Genomic DNA, 26,605 nt, shown 5'->3' with positions numbered 1-26,605 from the left:
GCCCAGCAGGGCCCTTTTTTTCAGCTCATCTGACCATGTGGAGCCCGGTACGACTCACAAAATCGGTCATTTAACTCAACATCGAAGAATAACACGCTGACTTATAATGATTAATATCATTTAGCCTCCCTGGTCACGCCACCCTGCAGTTATGCGAGCCAGCTCACACCCTTCCCCACACGTCATAAAAATCCAGTTAATGCCATTTTTTTCCTCTGTCCCAGGATATTAATCAACGAAATAATAGAAACCGTTAATTTACAGGCAGCAGGAAAAACATTTAAGAGCATTTATATATTCCAGATGTAACACAGCTCAGCCACTTATTTCATAAGTGTAAGGGGCGATTTTTTAAATCAGGCTCTGGGTGCCTGTTATTTTTCTGCGCATTTATTTTTCCGCCTGTATGGCCAGATCGTTTTCACGATCCATTTTATCTGGCTGATATTCCCCCCGTCACCCTCTATATCCAGTGACAGTCGGGGTAATACATGCAGATGGCTCTCTCATCCGGCAGATATTCATTGGCTGGCCCGGCGTTCTGCATTATCTGTTTTTATACGTTCGATACCCTACTTTCATTAACCTGTGGCGACAAATATGAAACTGAAACGTTCCCTGCTCGCGTGTGCCGTACTGGCTGGCCTGGTTGGTATATCCGGTTGTCAAAATGACTCGGATACCGCTGTCGATAACAATAAAGAGACTAACGTCTCCCGTTACGTCAATCCATTCATCGGCACAGGTAATTTAGGCAACACCTATCCCGGCGCCACGACCCCGCATGGCATGGTGCAGCTGTCGCCCAATAATGGGGCCAATGGCTGGGAATATATCTCCGGCTATTACTACCACGACAACCGCCTCGCCGGGTTTTCCCACACTCACCTCTCGGGCGCCGGAGCTGGAGATCTCAACGATATTCTGGTGATGCCGATCAACTCACGCTCCAATTTCATGCTGAACGAGGGGTCGGCCTCACTGAATCTGGAGGCCTCCCGCTACAGCCACAAGGATGAAGAGGCAACGGCGGGCTACTACAAGGTCAATCTGAAGGATTACGGGATCAAGGCCGAGCTGACCGCCTCGGATCGGGTGGGGGTTCATCGCTACACCTTCCCGCAAGATAAAAAATCGGAAATCGTGGTCAACCTCGGCTTCAAGGTCAACTGGGACTACACCTCCGACTCCTATCTGAAATGGGACAAAACCCACAACCGGATCGAGGGCCATCGCTTCTCTGACGGCTGGGCCCCCAGCCAGAAAGAGTTCTTCGTGATGGAGTTCGACCAGCCCATCAAAAACATCCGCTTCGCCTACTTTGACAAAGACCAGAACCGCTATCTGGACCTGCCGGAAGGCACCACCGAGATCGGCAACGAGACCCGTGGCAAATATCAGTACGCGCGTGCCTATGTGGAATTTGATACCGCGGCGGCGGGCTTGGTCGTCGAGGCCAAGGTAGCCCTCTCCAACGTCGAGATCGGCCGGGATGGCAACGCTGGCGCCTCACTCAACATGACCGAAGTGGCCAATATGTCGTTTGACGATGTCCGGCAGGCTGCGACCCAAAAATGGGAAAAGGAGCTGGGCAAGATCCGGGTCAGTGGGGATGAGGAGTACAAACAGACCTTCTATACCGCGCTCTACCACACCTATCTGGGCCAGACCATTCACTCCGATCTGGACGGACGCTACCGCCAGGTGCATCAGGGGCGCAACGCCTATCCGGATGGCAACACACCGTGGGGCGAGCAGATCGATACCCTCAAGGAGTCGGTTCGCACCGCCGATGCCAACCGGGATGGCAAAGCGGACTTTACCCGTTACGACACCTTCTCCCTGTGGGACACCTACCGCGCAGTACAACCCCTCTCGTCACTGCTGGAGCCGGATCGCCTCGCCGATGTGGTGCTCTCCATGCTCTCCTACGCCGAGGAGGAGTGGATGGACGATCTGGGCAACCTGCGCAAGGGCAGATTGCCGGAGTGGACCTTCAAGGGTAACGAGACCGGCATGATGATGGGGATGCACTCCACGCCGGTGATCCACGACGTACTCTCCAAAGGCTCGCTGGACAGACGGATGATCGCGCTGGGCTTCAGCGATGCGGAACGTCAGGAGATCAAGGAGCGACTGGTGACCGCCATGATCACCGACGCCCGCGCAGCCACCAGCCAGGGGGTCGCCTGGATCAAGGAGTACGAGCAGCAAGGCTATGTACCTGCCCAGTTGCATGACACACCGCCGGGCAATGACTGGGAATCTCACTCCCCCTTCAAGGATGCCTGGACCTCATCCTACTCGCTGGAGTACTCCATGAATGACTGGGCGATCGCCCAATCGATCAAGGCAGTATTTGGCGAAAGTGACCCCCGCTATCAGGAGTTTGCCGATCGATCCAAGAACTGGCAGGCGCAGTTTGACTTTGGCGGCAAGCAGTACAAGGGGTGGTTCAAGGCCCGCGACTACGCTGGCAACTTCATTGATGCCGGTTGGGTAGACCCGAAAACCGGCCGGGCAGTGGGCAAGGATTGGCGCCCCGACATGTTCAACTGGTCATTCGCCGAGTCCAACGGCTGGCAATACGCCTTCAGCGTTCAACATGACATTCATGGCCTGGTCGATCTGATGACCCACTTCGACCAGACCCAGAATCCTCAGGCCAAACGGGGCGAACTGTTTGCCAAACGGCTGGACGAGTATTGGAGTACCTATCCGGATCGCAACGCTGGCGATAACCAGTTCCCGGTATTCAACACCGGCAACGTGGGACAGCATGTGCAGGGCAACGAGCCCGATATCCATGTGCCCTACCTCTACAACTACGTAGGACAGCCCTGGAAGGGACAGGCCGCCATCGTGGCAGCCACCAACGTCTGCTACAAGAACACCCCTGACGGCATCTGTGGCAACGATGACTTTGGCACCCTCTCTGCCTGGTTCGTGTTCCGGGCGCTGGGCTTCTTCCCGGTCAATGCCTCCTCCGGCATCTACGAGATTGGCACCCCCATGTTCGAAACCGCCTCGCTCGATGTGGGTGCGGGCAAACAGTTCACCGTCACGGCCCAGAATGTCAGCCGCGACAACATCTACATCCAGTCCGCTCGCCTCAATGGCAGCGAGTTCAATCGCAGCTACCTCACCCATGAGGAAATCCTCAGTGGCGGCAAGCTTGAATTCGTGATGGGCGATAGCCCCAACCAGAATTGGGGCAGCCAGCCGGAAGATCTGCCGCCCGCGCAAGGTATCGGCACCTTCCTGCACGAAGGCGACCTGCCTGCCGGTTCCCGTTAATCACCTGTTCGGGGGAGGACTTCCTCCCCCATCACCACTCAAAAATGGAATGACCATGTTCAAGTGCAATCTTCTTTCTCTTGCGGTGATTGCCGCACTGACCGGTGGCATCGCCGGTTGCAACAGTGAGAGCGAGTCTACCGCTATCGAGAAACCGGTAACTCCGGTTGTCGATCTGTCGGTACTGAAATACGTTGACCCCATGATAGGCACCGCCGCATCAGGCCACACTTTCCCCGGTGCCACCCGCCCGGCCGGCATGGTGCAGCTCTCGCCGGATACCTTTATTGGCTCCAACACCGATCACGAGAGCGGACTCAACCCCTGGCACTCAGCCTCCGGCTACTGGGACTCTTCCAATTACCTCACGGGCGAGATCGTCGCAACCGATGTTCCGCTCTACGGCTTCTCCCATACCCATCTCTCCGGCACCGGTGCCACCGATCTGGGCGACATTCTGGTACTGCCCTACGCCGAGATGGCCGACGCCCAGATAAACGCCTTTGACAAAACCAATGAGCACGCCAGCGCCGGTTATTACAAAACCAGACTGAACAAGGGGGAGATTGAGGTTGAACTGACCACCACCAAACGAGTCGGTTTGCACCGTTACACCTTCGCCAAAGGAGCGGATCGGAATGTGAAATTCGATCTGGGTCATACCCTGCTGAACAACAACGGCCAATCGCTGAAAAACAAAATCGAAGTGGTGGATGAGTACACCCTGCGTGGCCGCAAAACCTCCACTGGCTGGTTCCAGGGACAGAACCATCAGGGCCAGAACATCTTCTTCTACGCCAAATTCAACCAACCTGTGGCCAGGGCCATGCTGGGCGAGCAGGACAAGATGCCCACCCGGGAGATGCGCCCCAACAGCGTCTATCAAGGGGATGACCTGACCGCCTACCTCAATTTTGGCCAGGGTGACCAACCGCTCGAGATCCGGGTCGGTATCTCGGCGGTGAGCTGGCAAGGAGCACAGAAGAATCTGGAGGCGGAAGCCCCCACCTTTGATTTTGCCAAGGTGAAGTCAGACGCAGAATACGCGTGGGCCGAAAAGCTGGCAACACTCAAAACCGAAGGGGGGACGGAGACCGAGAAGACCAATTTCTACACCGCTCTCTACCACATGATGATCGCCCCTATCGAGCTCTACGATGTGGATGGCAAGTATCTTGATATGCAAGGCACCCTGCGCACCCTGCAACCTGGCGATACCCCCAACTACTCCATCTACTCGACCTGGGATACCTTCCGCGCCGTTCACCCCATGTGGACCATCATGGACCCGCCACAGGCGACTCTCTACGCCAAGGATCTGATCCGCAAATCCAACGTGGAGTTCGGCCTGCTGCCCAAATGGGAAGGCCACGGCTCGGAAACCGGCACCATGATTGGCTACCCCTCGGCGGCCATCCTTGCCGATGCGGTGACCAAGGGGCTGATCGATGCGCAAGAGGCACTGGAAGCCTCGGTCAAATCGGCCCACTACCGGCCTGCCGATTACCCGCAGATCCATGACGACATCCTGAGCTCGCTGATGGCCGGTCAGCTCAGCTATCACGAGAAAGAGCAGTGCGTCCGTTATCCCAACTGGAACTCGGTCTCCTACTCGCTGGAGTTCTCTTTCTACGACTGGACCATCGCCGAGATGGCGAAAGCCGCGGGCGACATGACTACCTATCAGGAGTTCAAGGCACGATCCTACAACTCGCTCAAACATTGGGATCCCCAGGCTGGCAATGCCGATGGCAAAGGCTTCTTCGTACCGACCGAGCTGAAAAACGGTGACCCGTGCGCCCTGAAATACGCGGCGGCCGATTTCGATCCCTACAAGTCGGATGCCTTCTACTACACCGAGGGCAACGCCTGGCAGTGGCAGTGGTCATTTATGCAGGATCTCGACAAGCTGACCGAGATCATGGGCGGCCAGCAGGGGCTGAACGACAAGCTCGACAACCTGTTCAATGCCGACCCCAACGGGGGCGAAGCACATCAGGACATGACCGGTTACATCGGGCAGTACATTCATGGCAACGAGCCCTCACACCACGTCATCTATCTCTACAATCGCACCGCCCAGCCCTGGAAAGCGCAGGAGTACCTCGACCGGGTCTATAAGGAGTTCTACAAAACCACCCCGGATGGCCTGATCGGCAATGAAGACGTCGGCCAGATGTCGGCCTGGTACATCATGAGTGCCATGGGCTTCTATCAAATCTCCCCGGGCGACCCGACCTACACCATCGGTCGTCCCATCTTTGACAAGGTCACTATCAACCTGCCCGACGGTCAGTTCAACGTGGTAGCGCAGAACAACAGCCCGGACAACCTCTATGTCAAAGAGGTCACCATCAATGGCAAGCCACTCAACCAGTACAACACCTTCGCCCACAGCGAGATCCGTCCCGGTGGTGAGCTGCGTTTTGTGATGACCAACCAGCAACCGACCCCGTAACTCTACAAGCGGCAAGCCACCCGGCTTGCCGCTTTTTCATCTCCGGAATTTGAGGAACAACAATGTTCAAACCCCACAAGCTGGCCATCATGGTGACAGCCCTGCTTGGCCTCTATGGCTGCAACACAAATGATGAGACTACTGACAATGGCCGTCCCGATAATGCCCTGCAGGTGCTGCAATATGTCGATCCGCTGATCGGCACCGATGGGCTGGGCAATGTCAATCCGGCCCCGGTCATGCCGGAAGGGATGATCCAGCCGGGCCCGGACAACTGGAATCCGGCCAACTGGAATGGCAAGGGATCCCTTTCCGACTATCACCACCATCTGGCCAAGCTTTCCGGCTTCAGCAGCACCCATATCTCGGGGGCAGGCAAGGGGGATCTCAATGATTTCGCCTTCTTGCCCTTCATCGGCAGCAATACCGACCCGGTCACCATCAACAAGACGAGCGAACAGTCGGAAGTAGGCTATTACAAAGCGGATCTGGTGGAGACCGGCATCAAGGCCGAACTCACTGCCACCCAGCGGGTCGCCTTCCACCGTTACAGCTATCCGGCGGGTGAAGATCGCAAAGTCCAGCTTGATCTGCAGCACGAGCTGCTGGAGCAGTACGGTAACCACTCCCGCAATATTTACTTCAAGCGGGTGAGCGACAACGCCATTGCCGGAGCCAGAACCAGCAACGAGTGGGGGCAGTGGCAGACGGTCTTTTTCTACGCCGAGTTTTCCGAGCCGTTTGTGGATCAGATCCTCTATGTCGATGGCAAATTGAGCAACGACACCGAGGTGGGGTTGGCCGATTACATCGGGTATGGCGAAACCAGACCCCGGGTACGGGATGTGGTGACCCAGCTCAACTTTGCCAAAGGGGAACGGCCCATCACCATGAAGATGGCCATCTCGGGCACCTGCATTGAGGGGGCCATGGCCAACCTGCGCGCCGATGAACATGACTACCGCTTCGATCAGGTGGTGCAGGAGAACAAGCAGGCATGGGCGAAAGTGCTCAATAAGTTCACCCTGGAGGGTGGCAGCGATGCCGACAAGACGATGTTTTATACCTCGCTCTATCGCACCTACATCGCCCCCTTCGTCTATCAGGATGTGGATGGTCAATATCGCGGAATGGATGGCAAGGTGCATCAGGCCAAGCCGGGCTTTACCAACTATTCGGTCTACTCCATGTGGGACACCTTCCGCGCCGCCCACCCATTGAAGACCATCATCGAAAAAGAGCGATCCATCGACTATGTGCACGATCTGCTCAACAAATATAAAACCGGCGGCATCATGCCCAAATGGGAGCTGCACTCCGACTATACCGGCGAGATGGTCGGCTACCCGGCGGTCTCCATCATCGCCGACGTCATCGTCAAATACCCGGATGCATTCACACAGGAAGAGATAAAGCTGGCGCTGCAGGCGGCCAATGTCTCCGCCAACTTTGACCTCGCGCTGACCAAAAGCTGGGTGCCCTATCAGGATCCCTGGAACGGCGACAAGCGCTTCACCGTGATGACCCGTCACGGCCAGTATGCCGAGCAGCACGGCTATGTCCCCGCCAACGTCAAACTCAAGCCGGAAGAGGGCGGCATGGCGCAGGACAAGTACGATGAACTGGTCAACGAGTCCGTCTCGTACGGTGTCGAGAATGCCTACTATGACTGGTGTATCGCCCAGCTGGCCCGACTGGCTGGCGACAAATCTGCCGAGAACCGCTATCTGGCCCGGGCGACTACCTGGCGCGCCTATTTTGACTACAACCCGGCGCAATATGGCAAATATGGCGCGACCGGCTTTATGCGCCCCAAAAATTACGATGGCAGCTGGGTCAACAATTACCCCTCCTGCGCCATCGATGAAAACGGCAATCCCGTTACACCACCACAAAACTGTGACACCAACGACAGCAGCCGTTATGACATCTTCTGGCCCTATCGGGCCGAGCACAGGGGGCAGGACTTTACCGAAGGCAACACCTGGCAGTGGAGCTGGTTTGTTCCCCACGATATCGAGGGGCTCAAAGAGGTGATGGGGGGCGAGGAGGGATTCCGGAAGAATCTGGATGCCCTCTTCACCGCCAACTCCAACGCCGATACCTCGCAAGGGGATATGACCGGCTATATCGGCCAGTTCGTGATGGGTAACGAGCCGGATCACCATGTCCCCTACCTCTATAACTGGACCAGAGAGCCGTGGAAAACCCAGGAGTATGTGGATCAGGCGGTACGCAGCTTCTTCCACCCGACCACCACAGGGCTGATTGGCAATGAGGATGTGGGGCAAATGTCCGCTTGGTACATCATGAGTGCGCTGGGCTTCTATCAGGTCACGCCGGGGCTCCCGGTCTACACCATAGGTCGGCCACTGTTTGACAAGGTGACCATGGATATCGATGGCGGAAAATTCACCGTGATCGCCGAAAACAATGGTCCCCAAAATATCTATGTGGAATCGGTCACCATCAATGGCAAACCGTTGGGGGAAAACCTGACGTTCAGCCACAGCGATATTCGGGCTGGTGGTGAACTGAAATTTATCATGACGGCGCAAAAACCGATCCGCTCAGATAATAAATAACCATCATGCATTATCAATATATGTTCAGGCCCAAAGCTTCCTTTGGGCCTCTTTTTTTTGTCGACTCACCAAGCACCTCAAAAAATATGAGATGTTGCATCAGATGATGCGCAGATCACAAACAGACTGCCTTGCCACAAAAATCTAGTGAATGACACTTTTTTACTCTGTCGATGAAACAGATGGCATGGGAATAATAGTGCTCGCCGGGATCAATGCCATCGAGCACCAATATTGCTCAGGGATCGCTCCGGTCTCATAAAAATAGATCATGACTGCTCACCCTCTACCCGATGGAGCCGCTCAATATGTTCAAGAAAAATATTCTGGCCATTGCCCTGACCAGCACAGTAGCCATGTTATCCGGCTGCGATTCAGATAACAGCAGCGACAATAACGACGATCAAAAGCCAACGCCAACCAATGTGTTGCAATATGTGAACCCATTCGTTGGCACTGGCTTTAACGGTCACACCTTTCCCGGCCCTGTGGTACCGGAGGGCATGGTGCAACTCTCGCCGGATACCGAGTTGATAGGCTGGCACTCCTCCTCCGGCTATCACTTTGACAAAGATACCCTGTTCGGATTTTCCCACACCCACCTCTCAGGCACCGGCATGGGGGGGCTGGGGGATATTCTGTTCCTGCCCTTTACCGAAGATAAATCCAAATACATCGAGCAAAGCGATGATTACCGCAAAGCCATCTCGGTCAAAATGGACAAAAAATCCGAGCAGGCCGAGCCTGGCTACTATGCGGTGCGCATCGCCGAGAATGGCATCAAGGCCGAGCTGACCGCCTCCGAGCGGGTGGGCTTTCACCGCTACACCTATCCGCAGGGGCAACCCCAACGGCTGAAGATCGATTTGAACTCGATCCTCAACAGCGACTGGGGATCGAGTTCGCTGCGCAACAAACTCACCGTCAGCGAAGATGGCTACACCATCACCGGCGAGCGAGATGCGACTCACTTCTCCGGCTGGGCGAAAAACCAGAAGATCTTCTTCCATGCGACCTTCGACAAGAAGATCAAAGGGGTCTACATCCTCGCTGGTGGTGTGCCGGTAGAGGGCTTGAGCGCCGAGCATAAGGCCAAATCCAAAGCGGATGTCACCGCTTACGTCGAATTTGAAGAGGGCGGCTCAGCCCAACTGAACGCCAAAGTTGCCCTATCGGCGGTCGATGCCACCGGCGCATGGAACAACTACCAGGCCGAAGGGGATGTTTCGTTTGACGAGGCCCGCGCCAACGCCCGCGAGAAGTGGGCCAACGCCCTCAATTTCACCATCGAGGGGGGCAGCAAGGAGCAAAACGAGATCTTCTACACCGCCCTCTACCACACCAAGATCGCCCCCATCGTCCATCAGGATGTGGATGGCAACTACCGCGGCATGGGCAAAGGGGCGCAGGCCAAGGGGGAAGGCAGCTACTCCATCCACTATGGCCAGGCAAGCGAAGATCAGCCCAACTTCTCGGTCTACTCACTGTGGGACACCCAGCGAGCGCTGCACCCGCTTAAAACCATCACCGAACCCACCCGCGCCGTGCAGTATGCCAAGAACCTGCTCCAGAAGTATCTGGAGAGCGGCCTGCTGCCCAAGTGGGAGCATCTGGGGGATGAGACAGGCACCATGGTGGGCTATCCGGCGGTGGTGGTGATTGCCGACGCCATCACCAAATACCCCGATGCCTTCACTGCGCAGGAGAAAAATCTGGCGCTCACGGCCGCCATCGACTCCTCCACCTATACCAACTACCCCATGCTGGCGACCGAGTGGGACAAGGCAGTGCTGGACAAGACCCTGACCAACCACATCGATTACATCGAAAAGAACGGCTTTGCCCCGGCAGTGCAGCGGATCGACGGTCAGCCCGTCTTCGCTGACTACACCCTCGAGTCGGTCTCCTACGGTCTGGAGAACGCCTTCTATGACTGGGCCATCGCCCGGATCGCCAAGGCGGCCGGCAACCCGGCGGCCGAAGCGCGCTATCTGGCCCGTTCTAACGGCTATCAGCGCTACTTCGACCACAATGCGGCCGAATACGCCCAGTACGGGGTGACCGGTTTCATGCGTCCGGTGATGATCGATGGCGCCTTCATGACGCCGTTTGATCCCTATGGCACCGAACATGAGACCGGCAACTATACCGAGGGCAACGCCTGGCAGTGGACCTGGTTTGTGCCCCATGACATCAAGGGTCTGAAAACCGCGATGGGCGGAGAAGAGGCCTTCAAGCAGAATCTGGACGCCACCTTTGCTGCCGAGAGTCAGGGGTCGGAGACCGCTGACATGACCGGGATGATGGGTCAGGTGGCCTTCGGCAATGAACCCTCCCACCATATTCCCTACCTCTACAACTGGACATCGGAGCCCTGGAAAACTCAGGAGACGGTCGACTACATCCTCGACACCATGTACTCGAACACCCCGGCAGGCATCATAGGCAACGAGGATGTGGGCTCCATGTCTGCCTGGTATGTGATGTCAGCACTTGGCTTCTATCAGGTGAATGCGGCAGATCCCGTCTACACCATTGGCCGCCCGCTATTTGCCAAAGCGACCATCCCGGTCAAGGGGGGAACCTTCACCATCATCGCCGATAACAACAGCGCCAAGAACCGCTATGTCCAGTCGGTCACCATCAATGGCAAACCGCTCAAGGATGGTCTCTTCTTCGAGCACAAGGAGTTTATACCGGGGGGCAACCTCCACTTCGTGATGGGCGATACCCCGCCACAAAAGTAACGATCGATAGCATTGAGGTGACATTCAGCACGCAATCCGAAAATGTCACTTTGTGATACCCGACGGCCCACGCCAGATGGATTGATAAAATCCAATCAGCGCTGGGCCATTTTATTTTCCAGTGGGAAGCCCAGGATCAGCCATTAACCCGTTTTTCTCAAATATGCCTTAAATCGGGCAATAAACCGCAAAAGATGGCTGTAAATCCCATTACAAGGGTTTCTCTGTCATACCTTGACCGCTGTCACATCCTGCCATTAATTAAACAAAAACCACTACTGAGTTAAAGATCAACACTTTGCGAGCTGGATCACACCAGCAAAACCATGCAACAAAAATCCAGTTATTGCTACATTCATCGCCTGTCCAACCCTACCCGTGAGGGCAATAATGAGCCCAATTCGCAACGCATGACTTAGCCCTTACAGGGAAGGAGAGTGAGATGTTACCCACCATGACCAACGGCAGACTCATCTGCCTGGAGTTGAAGGCCACCAGCAAGGAGGCCCTGTTCGACGAGATGGCACAGATGCTGGCGCGCGATGGCGCCGTGTCTGATCAACAGCAATTCATCAAGGATATCTGGGCCCGCGAGCAGCTGGACTGCACCGGCTTCGAGCAGGGTGTCGCCCTGCCCCACGCCAAGAGCAAGGCGGTCAGTCGTCCGGCCATTGCCATCGGTGTCAGCCGCCAAGGTATCGAGTACGGCGCCGAAGATGGCAAACCGACCCAGCTTATCTTCATGATCGCCTCCCCGGATGGCGGCGCCAACCACCACATCGAAGTGCTGGCCGAGCTCTCCACCCGTCTGCTGGAACCGGGCTTTATCGAGCAGATGAAAGCCGCCACCACCGTCGAGCAAGCGCTGACCCTGCTCAAGCAAGGCCCGAAAGTGCAAAAACCGGCCCCAGCCGCCAAACCGGCTGCCACTGCACCGGCTGAACCCGAAGAGCGCACCTTCAAGGATCGCCTCAATACCATGAAGCAGCACCTGCTGTTTGGTACTTCCCACATGATCCCCTTCATCGTGGCGGGCGGTGTGCTGCTCTCCCTGTCGGTGATGATGAGCGGCAAGGGCGCCGTACCGGAAGCGGGCTTCCTTAAAGACATGGCCACCATGGGTATCGCCGGTCTGACTCTGTTTACTGCCGTGCTGGGTGGCTATATCGCCTACTCGCTGGCTGACAAGCCGGGCCTGGCCCCGGGCATGATCGGCTCCTGGATTGCCGTTCAGCACTATCAAACCGGTTTCCTCGGCGCCATTCTGGTGGGCTTTATCGCAGGTTTCGTGGTCAATCAGCTCAAACGGATCAAGCTGCCTGACTCCATGACCTCCCTTGGTTCCATCTTCATCTATCCGCTGATCGGTACCTTCCTGGTGTGTGGCATCGTGATGTGGGGGATCGGTGCCCCGATCGCCGCCATGATGGAAGGGATGAACCACTGGCTCTCCAGCATGGCGGGCTCAGGTAAAGTGATGCTGGGTGCCATTCTGGGTGGTATGACCGCCTTCGATATGGGCGGCCCGGTCAACAAAGTTGCTACCCTGTTTGCCCAGACTCAGGTCAACACCCAGCCCTGGCTGATGGGCGGCGTCGGTATCGCCATCTGTGTACCGCCGCTGGGTATGGCGCTGGCGACCTTCATGTCTCCGAAGCGTTACAAGAAAGAAGAGCGTGAATCCGGTAAAGCGGCCGCCATCATGGGCATGATCGGTATCAGTGAAGGTGCTATCCCGTTCGCCGCTGCTGACCCCATGCGTGTTATCCCGGCCATCGTCGCAGGCGGTATCGTCGGCAACATCACCGGCTTTATGATGCACAGTATCAACCACGCCCCCTGGGGTGGCTGGATTGTCCTGCCGGTTGTTGAAGGCAAGATGGGCTACATCCTTGGTACCATCCTCGGCGCCCTGACCACCGCCATCATCGTCAACCTGCTGAAGAAGCCGGTGAGCGAAGAAGATGACGTGACCGCCACCCAAACCAACTTCGAAGTCATTGAAGCGGAAGGAGAAGCGGACGTACTGGCCATCACTGCCTGCCCGTCTGGCGTTGCCCACACCTTCCTGGCCGCCAAAAGCCTGCAGAAGGCCGCCGCCAAGCAGGGGATCAAGATCAAGGTCGAGACCCAGGGCGCCAACGGCATCATCAACCGCATCACCGCCAAGGATGTCGCCAACGCCCGCTGCGTCATCTTCGCCCACGACGTGGCCATCAAGAACCGCGAGCGCTTCACCAATATCGAGGTCATCGATGTGAAGACCAAGGAGGCGATTCACAATCCGGAAGCACTGCTGGCCCGCACGCTGGGCAACAAGGCAAACGCCGCCTGATAGCAGTCAGACAGCTCATCACAAGGGGCCCATCGCGTGCCCCTTTTCGTTGTCTGCCGAGCAACCGCACATCATCCCACCGACCAAGCCACTGATTTAAAACATATTAACCTGTTACATCACGGATCTTGGCGAGCCGTCACAGAACGGTGACGTGTAAAAAAACAGCAATTGAAGCGCTGGTCAGATCTCATGTCAAATGGCTCCGCCTACTAAACTGGAGCATCACAAAAATGATAAAAATCAATAAATTGGTTCTGGCTGTTACCCTCACCCTCACTGCCACCCCCTTGCTGGCCGCCCATTGGGAGTGCGGCGAGCACGTACGCTTTGGCCTCCCCTCCGAATCGGATCAGAAGCTCTGCCGTGAAGGGTATGCGGTCGGCTACAACTACGACTACAAGGTGGCGGACTGGGTCTCCTACCGGATGACCGCCCAGAGCGCACAGGGCACAGTGCCGCGCAAGGATGCCTTCGCCGAGGACAGGGAGATCCCGGTTGCCTACCGCGCCACCCTCTCCGACTACAAGGGCTCGGGCTACGACCGTGGCCATCAGGCCCCGGCGGGGGACATGAAATCGAACAAGAACACCATGAAAGAGAGCTTCCTGCTGAGCAACATGACACCGCAGATCGGGGTGCTCAACCAGAAGGCGTGGCGCGTGCTGGAGGACAAGGTGAACAAGTGGGCGGTCTCCCGCAAGGATGTGCAGGTGATCACCGGCCCCATCTTTACCGGCTCTGAAGAGTCCATCGGTCAGGGTGTGGCGATCCCGAGCGCCTACTACAAGATCGTGATGGACCCGGCCAGACTGCAGGCCATCGCCTTTATCATGCCGCAGCAAGAGGTGCCCATCAGCCAGATCGCCGACTACCGGGTCTCGGTACGCGAGGTGGAAGAGCAGACCCAACTCAACTTCTTCAGCGATATGCCCGAAGAGCAGCAAGAGACGCTGGAAGCCCGCATCTCCCCGATGTGGAACTGACTGCGAACACTCGCCAACAGATGGATTGAAACTCCATCTGTCTTGCATCGCAACAGAGGGAGGGGGAGTCACGCTCCCCCTGCCCTTTTCAGATGGCTGCTGAACCGTTGCGGCCACAGGTGTGGCATCACCCGACGACCCGCCCCGACTCACAGTTTGCCGCACCGTTAACTGGTATATTGCCCTCTCTTTGGCACTAACAGACTGAATTGACGCACATTTGCCTTATCCCATCGGCCCACACGCCGGCGCACTACGGCGCGATTCAGCCCGACAGAGGACCTTTTGATGAAACAGACCCTTCTTGCCCTCACCCTCGGCGGCCTGCTGGCGCTCTCCCCCCTCGCCCTGCAAGCGGCCGAGAGCTCGATGCAGATGGAGCACGACCTCAATACCCTGGTCAGCAAACGCCAGGCGGTGGACATGCTGCTCGGCGAAGCGCTGCAGATCTACAAGTCGCCTGCCAAGATCTCCCACGCCGGTTTTACCGCCAAGATGCCGAGCAATATGGAGCTGGTGACCGAGCGGCTGCTGGCCGCCTACCAGCTTGAACCCTACCGCACCGATCTGCTCATCTCGGCAGCCAACGCCCAGATCTACAACGGCAACCTGAGCCGCGCCATCACCTTGCTGGAGCAGGCGCAGGCCGTCGCCCCCGATGATCTCGATATCAACAGCTATCTCGCCATCTGGCAGCTGGTGAAGGGTAACAAGGAGGCTTCCCGCAGCTATCTGGCGAAAGTGGCTGATCGCAACAGTGGCCGCGCCGCCGATCTGGAGGAGATCATCGCCCGGGTACAGCGGATCACCGCCGCCCCGCTGCAGACCGAACTGACCGAGGATCAGGTGAAGGCCAGCAGGGAGGGCAAACGCGCCATCGTCACCCTGGGTTATGCCCTCAACCCCGACGGCAGCATGGACAAGATCCTGCTGGGCCGGCTGCAAACCACCCTTGAGCTGGCCAAAGCCGACCCGGAAGCGCTGATCATCCTGACCGGTGGCGTGCCCCAGAACCGCCAGACCGAGGGCAAGCTAATGGCCGACTGGCTGGCCAACCATGGCATCGACCGCAGCCGCCTGATTGAAGAGAACTACGCCACCAGCACGGTGGACAACGCCCTCTACAGCGCCTATGCCCTCGCCCGCCACCAGATTGACTATGCGGTGCTGGTGAGCTCAGCCAGCCATGTGCGCCGCGGCCAGACGGTGCTGGAAATCGCCTGCGACCAGATTGGCCCGGCCAACATCAAGGTGGCGAGCGTCAGCTACCCCGACAAGCCCCTCGAGGAGCTGGCCACCCCGAGCGAGAGCGAGCTGCTCGGCATCTACCGCGACGCCCTGCGCACCTACGGCATGTGGAGCTACCGATCTGCCCCGCTGATCGAGCGTTGATCGGCCATCAAAACGAAAAAGAGAGGGAGGCGTGATGCCTCCCTCTCTTTTTATTGACCGATGATTGGCCAAGCCGCGCCCGTTAGCTGACGATAAAACCCTGCGAGGGGGCCGCTTTGGGATCGTCACCGAAGCGGTTTGGCCCCTGCTGGCCGTTGCAAACCATAAAGTAGATAAGCACCAGAGTGCCGATAATTGGGATAAGCCCGAGCAGCAGCCACCAAGCGCTGCGGTCGGTGTCGTGCAGGCGACGGGCCGCCACCGCCAGCGATGGCAGCAGCACCGCCAGCGAATAGATGGAGCTGATCAGCTCATTGTCGCCGCCGATCAGCTTGTCCACCATGCCGAGCAACAGCATGACGATGACGTTGCACAGCACGAACATCCAGTATTCGGTGCGACGGGCCCGCCCGCTGAATACCGCATATTGCTTGAGGACCGAGATATACCAGTTCATTGCGCCTCCAGACTGTTTTCAAAAACAAGTAGTTGCAGATCCGAACCGAGCTTAGCGCGATCAGTGTCCGGCGTCGATCACCAGCAGCTCCAGATCCTGGCGACTGACCCGCTTGCTGTCCACCTTCACATAGAGCGAACGTTCCTTCCGTGCCAGCAGTACATCGTTCACCCCGTCGCAGGCTCGGAGTTTCTGCTCCAGTGCAGGGCTCGCCTCCACCCCTTCCGGTAACAGGATGCGCAGACTGCTCACATAGGGGGGCTCCTGCATGGTGAGGCTGACCCCGAGCCAGACAAGGGCCAGCGCAGAGCAGCCGCCAAACACCAGGGCGCCACCACCCAGACTGTAGAGCAGGCCCCCCAGGCTGCCACCGATAGCCACTCCGATAAACTGGCTGGTGGAGTAGATCCCCATGGCCGTACCCTTGTAACCCGGTGGCGACTCCTTGCTGATCAGGGATGGCAGCAACGCCTCCATCACGTTGAAGCCGATGAAGAAGAGCTGCAGGCCGGCGAGCAGGCCCCACAGCTGCAGGCCAGCCTGCCACAGCACCACTTCGGCGCTGAGCATCACCAGCACGCAGATCTGGAACACCAACTTCATCTTTCTGCGCGTCTCGGCATAGATGATGAAGGGTACAACGCTGACGAAGGCAATCAGCATGGTGACCAGATAAGCCTGCCACTGGCTGTCCCGAGGCAGACCCGCTTGCTCCAGCAGCGGCGGCAACGCCACGAAGCTCGACATCAACAGGGTATGCACGCACAAAATGCCGAGATTGAGTTTGAGCAGGCGCGGATTGGTCAGCACAGTGCGCATCCCGCCCCTGACCATGCCGGACTCGCGATTGAGCAGATGAGTTGTCGGTGTCGGCACCAGCCAGAGTGTGACGGCAATGCCCCCCAGCGCCAGCAGGGCGATGAGCCAGAACAGGCCGGAGAGTCCCAGCGCATGAGTGATGAGGGGGCCGGTCACCATGGCGATGGCGAAGGTGATGCCAAAGCTCACCCCGATGAAGGCCATCGCCTTGGTGCGGTTCTGCTCGCGGGTGAGATCCGACAAGAGCGCCATCACGGCGGCCGAGATGGCGCCGCTGCCCTGCAGGGCGCGGCCGGCGATGACGCCCCAGATGGAGTGGGTCAGCGCCGCGATCACGCTGCCGAGGGCAAACATCAGCAGGCCGCCGACGATGAGGGGCTTGCGGCCCACCTTGTCGGAGAGCAGACCGAACGGGATCTGGAACAGCGCCTGGGTCATGCCGTAGATGCCGATGGCCAGGCCGATGAGCGCCTCGGAGGCCCCCGCCAGCGACATGCCGTAGGTGGTCAGCACCGGCAGCACCATAAACATGCCGAGCATGCGCAACGAGAAGACGGAGCCGAGCGCCCAGGTGGCACGGCGCTCGCCCCTCGTCATGGTGAAATCATTCATGATGGCCTCGATAGGTCAGGGAAAAGGAAGACTCAAGGGGTGGCCGACACGCGCCATGCCACACCCGACAGAGGGGAAAAGTACCCGATGGGCGGCCCCATAATAACAGAGCCGGGGAGGTTCCCGGCTCTGGATCTCATGCAATCGGAAGCAACGCACACTATCGGAGCAACATGCTCACCAGCGCCACAGGCTCGGCCTCTGGCTGGAAGTCTACCGACATCATGACACTCAGACAGGTAATGGTGACGATGGAAAACATAAACAGCTTGCGCGCCCAGAGAACATCATCAACCAGCTGTTTGTAACCCGACAGCGCCATCCCCAGCCACCAGACACTCACCGCAGTGGCCACCACCAGATACTTGTAGCCGGCGTAACCGCCGAGGAACAGCATCAGGGTCGGCACCATAAAGGCCAGGATGTAGAGGGTAATGTGGTGCTTGGCCACCGAAATTCCCTTCACCACCGGCAACACCGGAATGTTGGCCGCCTGATAATCCTTGAAGCGGAAAATGGCGATCGCATAGGAGTGCGGCATCTGCCACAGGCTGAAGATCGCCAGCAGGATCAAGGCCCCCGAGTCGAACTGGCCGCTCACCGCACAGTAGCCGATGACCGGCGGCGCGGCGCCGGAGAGGCTGCCCACCAGGGTGCCGTAGACCGAGTGACGCTTCATGTAGAGGCTGTAGACCCCCACATAGACAATGAAGCCCAGCACCGCCAGCAGAGCAGCCAACGGATTGGCCGCCCAATAGAGCAGTGCAATGCCCGCCATGCCAAGCGCGGTGGCGTACCAGAGCGATACGCCGGGGGCGATCAGACCCTTCACCAGAGCACGGTTCTTGGTGCGCTCCATGATGCAGTCGATATCCCGGTCGATGTAGTTGTTGAACACGCAACCGGAGGCCACCACCAGCGAAACACCCACCATGGTCAGCATGAACAGGGGCAGGTCCAGGCTTCCTTTTGAAGCCAGCAGAAATCCCCCGATCACCGAGATGAGGTTGCCGAAGATGATGCCCGGCTTGGTCACTTGCAGGTATTGCTTCATCATTGCCAGCCTGCTCAGTGGACCATCATGTTGATGTTGAGGTTGTACATGATCCACAGGGAACCCACGACCACGATGGCAATGATGAGCACGGTAAAGACCAGTGCCACCAGGTTCCAGCGCTCCTCGGACGAGGTGTTCATGTGCAGGAAGTAGACCAGATGGACAAAGATCTGCACCACCGCCATGCCAACCACGGTGGCCAGCACGGTGGTGTGGGAGGCGGAGCCGTCTATCACCATCCAGAACGGTACGGCAGTCAGGATCAGTGACAGCACGAAGCCGATCAGGTAGCTCTTGGCGCTGCCGTGGCTGGCGCCGTGATTATCAACGGAATGACTCATTTACATTGCCCCCATCAGATAGACCACGGTAAAGACGCAGATCCACACCACGTCGAGGAAGTGCCAGAACAGGCTCAGGCACATCAGGCGGGAGCGGTTGCGATCGGTCAGCCCCTTCTTGGCCACCAGCACCATCATCACGATGATCCAGATAAGGCCGCTGGTGACGTGGATACCGTGGGTACCGACCAGGGTGAAGAAGGCGGAGAGGAAGGCGCTGCGATCCGGGCCGTAACCTTCTGCGATCAGGTGATGGAACTCGTAGATCTCCATCGCGATAAAACCGGCACCCAGCACAAAGGTCACCAGCAACCAGCCATTGACGGTAGACATCCGGTTCTTGTTCATCGCCAACATGGCAAAACCGAAGGTGATGGAGCTCAACAGCAGCAGCATGGTTTCGGCAAATACGAACGGCAGTTCGAAGATATCCTTGCCGCTCGGACCGCCGGCAGTGCCGTTGACCAGGACCGCATAGGTTGCAAACAGACATGCAAACAGAATGCAGTCACTCATCAGGTAGATCCAGAAACCAAACACCTTGTTGGCACCGGCATCATGGTGCTCATGGTCATGGGCACTCTCGTGAGTGTGATGTAGAACGTCGGTCGCCATAGCGTCACGCCCCCTTGTTAATGTTGGCAAAATGCTGACCTTCGGGTGCCCATACCCTCCGGGCACCGTAAACGTGGATGTGATATGAAACGCCAGTGGTCATAGCACTAAGCCCCCTTGTTGATGTTGGCAAAATGCTGATCTTCGATGCGCGTGATCTCGTCAACCTGGACGTAGTAGTCCACGTCATCGTTGAAGCTGTGGATGATCCAACTGCCAATCATGGCGGCAAAGGCAAGGATGGCCATCCACCAGATATGCCAGATCATGGCAAAGCCAAAGATGGCGCTGAAGCCCGCGATGATCACCCCTGCCCCGGTGTTCTTGGGCATGTGGATCGGCGCATACTGCTTGGGCTGCTGATAGGCTGAACCGTTTTGCTTGGCATCCCAGAAGGCATCCAGACCGGTGATCTTCGGCTCGATGGCGAAGTTGTAGAAGGGCGGCGGTGAAGAAGTCGCCCACTCCAGCGTCCGGCCACCCCAGGGGTCACCACTCACATCACGGTTCTGCTCGCGGTCACGGATGCTGACCACCAGCTGGATCACCTGGCACAAGACACCAAGGGCAATCAGGCCGGCACCACATGCTGCTACCACCAGCCAGGGGTGGAAGGCCGGATCCAGCTGTTGGCTGATGCGGCGGGTCATCCCCATGAAGCCCAGTACGTAAAGCGGCATGAAGGCAACAAAGAAGCCGATAATCCAGCACCAGAAAGCACGCTTGCCCCAGGTTTCGTTCAGGGTGAAGCCGAACGCCTTGGGGAACCAGTAGGTGATACCGGCAAAGCAGCCAAATACCACGGCACCAATGATGACGTTATGGAAGTGAGCGATGAGGAACAGGCTGTTGTGCAACACGAAGTTGGCCGCCGGCACCGAGAGCAGTACCCCTGTCATGCCACCTATGGTGAAGGTGATGATGAAACCGACGGTCCACAGCATGGGTGAGGTGAACTCGATGCGACCACGGTACATGGTGAACAACCAGTTGAAGATCTTCACCCCGGTCGGGATGGAGATGATCATGGTGGTAATGCCGAAGAAGGCATTCACGTTTGCGCCCGAGCCCATGGTGAAGAAGTGGTGCAACCAGACAATGAAGGAGAGCACGGTAATGGCAATGGTCGCCCATACCAGCGAGGTGTAGCCGAACAACCGCTTCTTGCTGAAGGTGGCCACTACTTCGGAGAAGATCCCGAATACCGGCAACACCAGGATATAAACCTCGGGGTGGCCCCAGGCCCAGATCAGGTTGATGTACATCATCATGTTGCCACCCATGTCATTGGTAAAGAAATGGGTACCCAAATAGCGGTCTGCGGTGAGCAGGGCGATGGTAACGGTCAGGATCGGGAAGGAGGCGATGATCAGCACGTTGGAGCACAAAGCCGTCCAGGTGAACACCGGCAGACGCATCATGGTCATGCCAGGAGCGCGCATCTTGATGATGGTGGCGAAGAAGTTGACGCCAGTCAGCAAGGTGCCCAGACCCGATATCTGCAGACTCCAGATCCAGTAATCAACCCCGACCCCCGGGCTGTACTCCAGCCCAGAGAGGGGCGGATAGGCCAGCCAGCCGGTCTGGGCGAATTCACCGACCCCGAGGGAGATGTTGATCAACACCACGGCAGCGGCGGTGAACCAGAAGCTGATGTTGTTGAGGAAGGGAAAAGCCACATCACGGGCACCGATCTGGAGCGGCACGACGATATTCATCAGACCGATCACCAGTGGCATCGCCACGAAGAAGATCATGATGACCCCGTGGGCGGTGAAGATCTGGTCGTAGTGGTGGGGCGGTAAAATGCCGTCACCACCAGCCGAAGCCATCACCTGCTGGGTACGCATCATCACAGCGTCGGCGAAGCCGCGCAGCATCATGACCATACCCAGGATCAGATACATGACCCCAAGACGCTTGTGGTCGACCGAGGTAAGCCACTCTTTCCACAGATATTGCCACTTGCCGAAATAGGTGATCAGGCCGGCAACGGCCAGCCCCCCCAAAATGATACCGGCTACCGTCACCATGATGATGGGTTCATGGAACGGAATGGCATCGAGTGTTAATTTTCCAAACATCGGTTATTCCTCGGATCCTGCTTGCACAGCCTTGTTATCCAACGGCGCGTTCATATGTCCGGCATGCTCCTTCTGCCCGTCATGCGCCATAGCGGCATGGTCCATCTGCATATGTGCCATGTCATCGTGATTCATGGCGGCGCCATGCTCTGAGGGGGCTTTATGGGTCATCCCCTTGTGCTCGCCATGCCCCATGTCACCCATAAACTTGTTGATCAGCTTGACGAAAAGGGCCGGATCGGCACTTGAGAAATACTCTACTGGGTGGTTTTCGCTCTTCTTGGCCAGCGCATTGAACTCATCCATGGTGGTCAGCATCTTGGGAGAGTCCTTGACTTTGGCAACCCAGGTATCAAAACCGGCCTGATCCTGCGTAGCAATCGCCTTGAACTTCATGCCCGAGAAACCGGCTCCGCTATAACTGCTGGAGATACCGTCATACGCGCCTGCTTCATTGGCAATGAGATGCAACTTGGTCTGCATACCTGCCATGGCATAAATTTGCCCACCCAGCTTGGGAATGAAGAAGGAGTTCATGACAGTGTCTGAAGTCACCCGGAAATTGACGGGGGTATTGACCGGGAATGCTAATTCATTGACCGAGGCAATCCCTAATTCTGGGTAGACAAACAGCCATTTCCAGTCGAGGGAAATAACATCAATCTGGATCGGCTTCACCGTGGACTCCAGCGGCTTGTAGGGATCCAGTTCGTGGGAAGTTTTCCAGGTAATGGTTGCCAGAATGACGATGATAATAACTGGTACGGTCCAGACAACCGCCTCAATTTTATTGGAGTGAGACCAATCCGGAGTATATTTGGCATTGGTATTTGATGCCCGGTATTTACGAGCAAAGACCACCGCCATAATAATCACAGGGATCACCACAATTAACATCAGCCCCAAGGCGGTTAATATCAGTGATTTCTGTTCCAGACCAATCTGCCCTTTAGGATTCATCAAGGCCATGTCGCAGCCGGTCAGCAAGCTGGCCGATGCGATCAACAGCAAAGCACCCAAGCCCCTCTTTAATTCAAAAGGTCTCATGCAGTGTCCTTATGGTCGCAAGGCTAAAGTTGTAAAAACGGGCAACATTGTGATCAGAACCGGAACATGTAAACAACATGGAAAATTAATCTTAAGATTGTGCCAAACTTGGCCTCAGCATGTGAAAAATGTTAATTTTGCATCCGTATCACTATTAATGGCGCCTTTTCCCATAATTAATCAATGACACTCTCTTCTCAATTTATAATTGGACAGGGAGCATTATCTCGCCAACTAACCTTACATAGCATATGGGTATATATGACGAAAAATTAATCCTCCAGCATGAATAATAAACACCTGTCGACTTTGATGATCTGCGACAATTTGAACTCATCATCATTTACGTAATTAAACGCGACGAACAGAACACAGCACGATATTTTTTAGCTGGATTGTTTTTTAACAATTCGAACCCAAACAGATATGTCACTCCATACTCGTTTGATCAATCTGTTTAATAAGTTATTATCAACCCATATAGACGCCATAAAAATATGGCGGTAGGTTGCGTCCTCTTGCTGCTGGCCAGCTACCCCACTCTGTACTTTTCCATTTTTCATACAGCAGGTATTGCCATGAGTATTACACGCAGAGATTTTCTCAACGGCGTTGCCATCACCATTGCGGCAGGCGTCGCCCCCATCAATCTGCTCAAGGCTGCCGAAGGCGGCAGCACGCTGGCGGATAAAACCCTGGCCTACCCGCCCGCCCTCACCGGCCTGCGCGGCAACCACCCGGGCTCTTTCGAACCGGCCCACAGCATCGCCCGTGACGGCAAGCAATATGATTTTGCCAATATTCCCCTTGAGGGGGAGTACGATCTGGTGATCGTCGGCGCCGGGATCAGCGGTCTGGCCGCCGCCTGCTTCTATCAGCAACTGCTCGGCGCGGATAAGAAGATCCTGCTACTCGACAACCACGATGACTTCGGCGGCCACGCCAAGCGCAACGAGTTCACCACCCCCGATGGCCTGCGTCTGGGTTACGGCGGCAGTGAATCCCTGCAATCACCGCGTTCGGTCTACAGCCCGGTAGCGCTCGGGCTGCTCAAGGCGCTGGAGGTCAACATCGACGAGCTGGCCGCCGGTTTCCAGCAGACCTTCTATCCGGATCTGGGGCTGAGCCGCGGCGTTTATTTCGACGAGAAGCACTTTGGCGTCAACAAGATAGTGAACGGGGATCCGGGCCACAACGTGGCGGACGATATCCCCCGCGATCGCCTGAACGGCCGGCCGCTGGCAGAATTTATCGGTGACTTCCCCCTCGATGATGCCGACAAGGCCGCCCTGTTGGCCCTGCACGAATCGAAGATCGACTACCTGAGCGGCATGACCCGCGAGCAGCAGGACGAGTGGGTGACCCGCAACAGCTACACCACCTTCCTGCGCGATAAAGTGGGCCTCAGCGAGCGGGCGATCACTTACTTCCAGCAGCGCACCAACGATTTCCAGGCGGTCGGCATCGACGCCACTGCCTGCGCCGATGCACGCCTGTGCGCCTTGCCGGGGTTCGACGGCCTCAATCTGACGCCGCTGGATGCCGAGGAGCAGGCGGAGCTGGACGATCCCTACATCTTCCACTTCCCCGATGGCAACGCCGGTCTCACCCGCCTGATGGTACGCAAGCTCATTCCGCAGGTGGCGCCGGGTCACACCATGCAGGATGTGGTGCTGGCCAAGTTTGACTACAGCAAACTCGACCTGCCTGAGCACAAGGTACAACTGCGCCTTGGCAGCACGGCGTTGCAGGCCAAAAACGTGCGCCTCGCCGACGGCAAGCTGGCGGTGGATGTCACCTATATCAAGGAGGGGAAACTGCACCGGGTGCGGGCCAAGCAGTCGATCATGGCTGGCTACAACATGATGATCCCCTACATGGTGCCCGAGATGCCGGAGCCCCAGAAGGAGGCGCTGCGCCAGAATGCCAAGGCGCCGCTGGTCTACACCAAGGTGGTGATCAAGAACTGGCAAGCCTTCGTCAAGCTGGGGGTGCACGAGGTCTACTCCCCCGCCGCCCCCTACAGCCGGGTCAAGCTCGACTATCCGGTCAGCATGGGTGGCTACGAGCATCCCAAGAGCCCGGATCAGCCGATGTGCCTGCACATGGTCTATGTGCCGACCCTGCCGGGCAGCGGTCTGTCGGCCCGCGAACAGTCCCGCAAGGGGCGCGCCATGATCCTCGGCATGCCGTTCGAGCAGCATGAGCAGATGATCCGCGAGCAGTTGCAGGGGATGCTCGGCAGCGCCGGTTTCAACCATGAGCAGGATATCCTCGCCATCACGGTCAACCGCTGGTCTCACGGCTACTCCTATGTCACCAACACCCTGTTTGATGACGAAGCACAGTGCGAAAAATGGATTGAACTGGGTCGCCAGCCGATCGGCAACATCACCATCGCCAACTCGGATGCAGGCTGGAGCCCCTACGCCCACGCCGCCATCGACGAAGCGTGGCGCGCCGTCAACGAGCTGGTTGCCATGAGCAAGGGAGGTGCCCAATGAACCGCGCCCTGTCACTGACCGCCAGCGCCCTGCTGCTGGCCCTGCCCGCCCTTGCCGCCAACGCAGCCCCCGCCATGTCTGCAGGCGAATACGTGGCCAAGCTCGGCGATTGCGCTGCCTGTCACACCAGCGAAACCAGCAAGCCGCTGGCGGGCGGCAAAGGGTTCCCGACCCCCATCGGTACCGTATTTGCCACCAACATCACCCCCGACAAGGCACACGGTATCGGCAACTACAGCCTGCCGGAGTTCATCAAGGTGATGCGCGAAGGGGTGGCCCGCGATGGGCATCGCCTCTATCCGGCCATGCCCTACACCGCCTACGCCAAGATGAGCGATAAGGATCTCGAAGATCTCTATCACTACCTGATGAAGGAGGTGCAGCCGCTGGCCATCGCCAACAAGGAGAGCGACATCCCCTGGCCGCTCAACATGCGCTGGCCGCTGATGGGCTGGAACTGGGTCTATCACGATGACAGCCGCTTCACCCCGGTCGCAGGCAAGAGCGAAGAGTGGAACCGCGGCGCCTATCTGGTGCAGGGTGCCGGTCACTGCGGCAGCTGCCACACCCCACGCGGATTGGGGATGCAGGAGAAAGCGCTGACCGAGGCGGATCCCGTCTACCTGAGCGGGGCGGCGCTGGATGGCTGGTATGCCCCCGACATTCGCGGCAGCCGTTACAGCAAGCAGGAGCTGATCGATCTGCTGAAAACCGGCCGCAGCCAGCATGAAGCGGTCGCGGGCCCCATGGGGGAAGTGATCACTCACAGCAGCCAGTATTTCAGCGACGCCGATCTGGCCAGCATCGCCACCTATCTCACCGATCTGAAAGATGAACCGGTGGCGGAGAAAGGGGCCCGCGCCTACGCCAGTGCCAGCGGCAAGGCGGACTACGCCATGTACTGCTCCACCTGTCACGGGGTCAACGGCCAGGGCAATGACCACGTCATCCCCTCGCTGGTGAACAACCGCACCGTGCTGGCGAGCGATCCGTCGAGCCTGATCAACGTGTTGCTGCACGGTGCCGAAACACCGGTCACCCACGGCCATCTGGGTTACCACATGCCGGGCTATGGCTGGACCATGGATGATGAGCGGCTCGCCGAGCTGGTCAACACCCTGCGCGCCTCCTGGGGCAATGAAGGCACCGCCGTCAAGGCGGCGGCGGTCAAGACCCAGCGCGAGCTGAACGGCAAGGAGTAAGGGCTGTCAGCTCTCTCTTGGCCAAGTGCCATAAAAACGGGCCTCCACTGGAGGCCCGTTTGCTATT

At 57.5% G+C, this 26,605-nt stretch carries 16 protein-coding genes; 9 read left to right on the top strand and 7 right to left on the bottom strand.

Annotation, left to right across the window (positions count from 1 at the left end):
* Nucleotides 1-600: 600 nt before the first annotated feature.
* The 7 genes from G5380_RS07000 to G5380_RS06970 all read left to right on the top strand — a co-directional run bounded on the left by G5380_RS07000 (nucleotide 601) and on the right by G5380_RS06970 (nucleotide 15,800).
* Nucleotides 601-3,297: a GH92 family glycosyl hydrolase gene (locus G5380_RS07000; RefSeq protein ID WP_421352573.1), complete on the top strand. Its 2,697-nt coding sequence runs from the start codon at nucleotides 601-603 to the stop codon at nucleotides 3,295-3,297.
* A 55-nt stretch (nucleotides 3,298-3,352) separates the two neighbouring features.
* A complete protein-coding gene (locus tag G5380_RS06995; RefSeq protein WP_216953255.1) occupies nucleotides 3,353-5,755 on the top strand; it encodes a GH92 family glycosyl hydrolase in 2,403 nt (800 codons plus the stop codon).
* A 62-nt stretch (nucleotides 5,756-5,817) separates the two neighbouring features.
* A complete protein-coding gene (locus tag G5380_RS06990) occupies nucleotides 5,818-8,340 on the top strand; it encodes a GH92 family glycosyl hydrolase (RefSeq protein ID WP_421352572.1) in 2,523 nt (840 codons plus the stop codon).
* A 308-nt stretch (nucleotides 8,341-8,648) separates the two neighbouring features.
* Entirely contained in the window at nucleotides 8,649-11,087 is a 2,439-nt protein-coding gene (locus tag G5380_RS06985; RefSeq protein WP_337072789.1) for a GH92 family glycosyl hydrolase, read from the top strand.
* Between the two features lie 442 nt (nucleotides 11,088-11,529).
* Nucleotides 11,530-13,422, top strand: coding sequence for a PTS fructose transporter subunit EIIC (locus G5380_RS06980; RefSeq protein ID WP_421352571.1), 1,893 nt, complete (start codon nucleotides 11,530-11,532; stop codon nucleotides 13,420-13,422).
* 233 nt (nucleotides 13,423-13,655) lie between these two features.
* Complete coding sequence (locus G5380_RS06975) at nucleotides 13,656-14,408, top strand: DNA/RNA non-specific endonuclease (protein ID WP_005361643.1); 753 nt, start codon at nucleotides 13,656-13,658, stop codon at nucleotides 14,406-14,408.
* 288 nt (nucleotides 14,409-14,696) lie between these two features.
* A complete protein-coding gene (locus tag G5380_RS06970; protein WP_111899504.1) occupies nucleotides 14,697-15,800 on the top strand; it encodes a YdcF family protein in 1,104 nt (367 codons plus the stop codon).
* A gap of 82 nt (nucleotides 15,801-15,882) precedes the next feature.
* On the opposite strand, the gene G5380_RS06965 is transcribed toward G5380_RS06970, so the two are convergent.
* The 7 genes from G5380_RS06965 to cyoA form a co-directional block, all read right to left on the bottom strand.
* On the bottom strand, nucleotides 15,883-16,257 hold the full coding sequence (locus tag G5380_RS06965; protein ID WP_005337730.1) for a DUF805 domain-containing protein: 375 nt from the start codon (nucleotides 16,255-16,257) through the stop codon (nucleotides 15,883-15,885).
* 60 nt (nucleotides 16,258-16,317) lie between these two features.
* The gene (locus G5380_RS06960; protein ID WP_266135111.1) at nucleotides 16,318-17,688 is read right to left on the bottom strand and encodes an MFS transporter; all 1,371 of its coding nucleotides are present in this window, start codon (nucleotides 17,686-17,688) and stop codon (nucleotides 16,318-16,320) included.
* A gap of 160 nt (nucleotides 17,689-17,848) precedes the next feature.
* A complete protein-coding gene (cyoE, locus tag G5380_RS06955) occupies nucleotides 17,849-18,745 on the bottom strand; it encodes a heme o synthase (protein ID WP_421254918.1) in 897 nt (298 codons plus the stop codon).
* A gap of 11 nt (nucleotides 18,746-18,756) precedes the next feature.
* The gene (locus G5380_RS06950) at nucleotides 18,757-19,086 is read right to left on the bottom strand and encodes a cytochrome o ubiquinol oxidase subunit IV (protein WP_216953247.1); all 330 of its coding nucleotides are present in this window, start codon (nucleotides 19,084-19,086) and stop codon (nucleotides 18,757-18,759) included.
* A complete protein-coding gene (locus tag G5380_RS06945) occupies nucleotides 19,087-19,701 on the bottom strand; it encodes a cytochrome o ubiquinol oxidase subunit III (protein ID WP_421254919.1) in 615 nt (204 codons plus the stop codon).
* 107 nt (nucleotides 19,702-19,808) lie between these two features.
* Nucleotides 19,809-21,785: a cytochrome o ubiquinol oxidase subunit I gene (gene cyoB, locus G5380_RS06940; protein ID WP_421208693.1), complete on the bottom strand. Its 1,977-nt coding sequence runs from the start codon at nucleotides 21,783-21,785 to the stop codon at nucleotides 19,809-19,811.
* 3 nt (nucleotides 21,786-21,788) lie between these two features.
* A complete protein-coding gene (gene cyoA, locus G5380_RS06935; RefSeq protein WP_421352570.1) occupies nucleotides 21,789-22,832 on the bottom strand; it encodes a cytochrome o ubiquinol oxidase subunit II in 1,044 nt (347 codons plus the stop codon).
* A gap of 578 nt (nucleotides 22,833-23,410) precedes the next feature.
* On the opposite strand from cyoA, the gene G5380_RS06930 reads away from it, so the two are divergent.
* Both G5380_RS06930 and G5380_RS06925 read left to right on the top strand, forming a co-directional pair.
* Nucleotides 23,411-25,336: an NAD(P)-binding protein gene (locus G5380_RS06930; protein WP_043821315.1), complete on the top strand. Its 1,926-nt coding sequence runs from the start codon at nucleotides 23,411-23,413 to the stop codon at nucleotides 25,334-25,336.
* Nucleotides 25,333-26,538: a c-type cytochrome gene (locus G5380_RS06925; RefSeq protein ID WP_421352569.1), complete on the top strand. Its 1,206-nt coding sequence runs from the start codon at nucleotides 25,333-25,335 to the stop codon at nucleotides 26,536-26,538. Before G5380_RS06930 ends, G5380_RS06925 begins: the two co-directional genes overlap by 4 nt.
* The last annotated feature ends 67 nt before the right edge of the window (nucleotides 26,539-26,605 follow it).

Source organism: Aeromonas sp. 604443 (assembly GCF_049170315.1).
Taxonomy (GTDB): domain Bacteria; phylum Pseudomonadota; class Gammaproteobacteria; order Enterobacterales; family Aeromonadaceae; genus Aeromonas; species Aeromonas veronii_A.
This window is presented reverse-complemented; position numbering and strand designations above follow the sequence as displayed.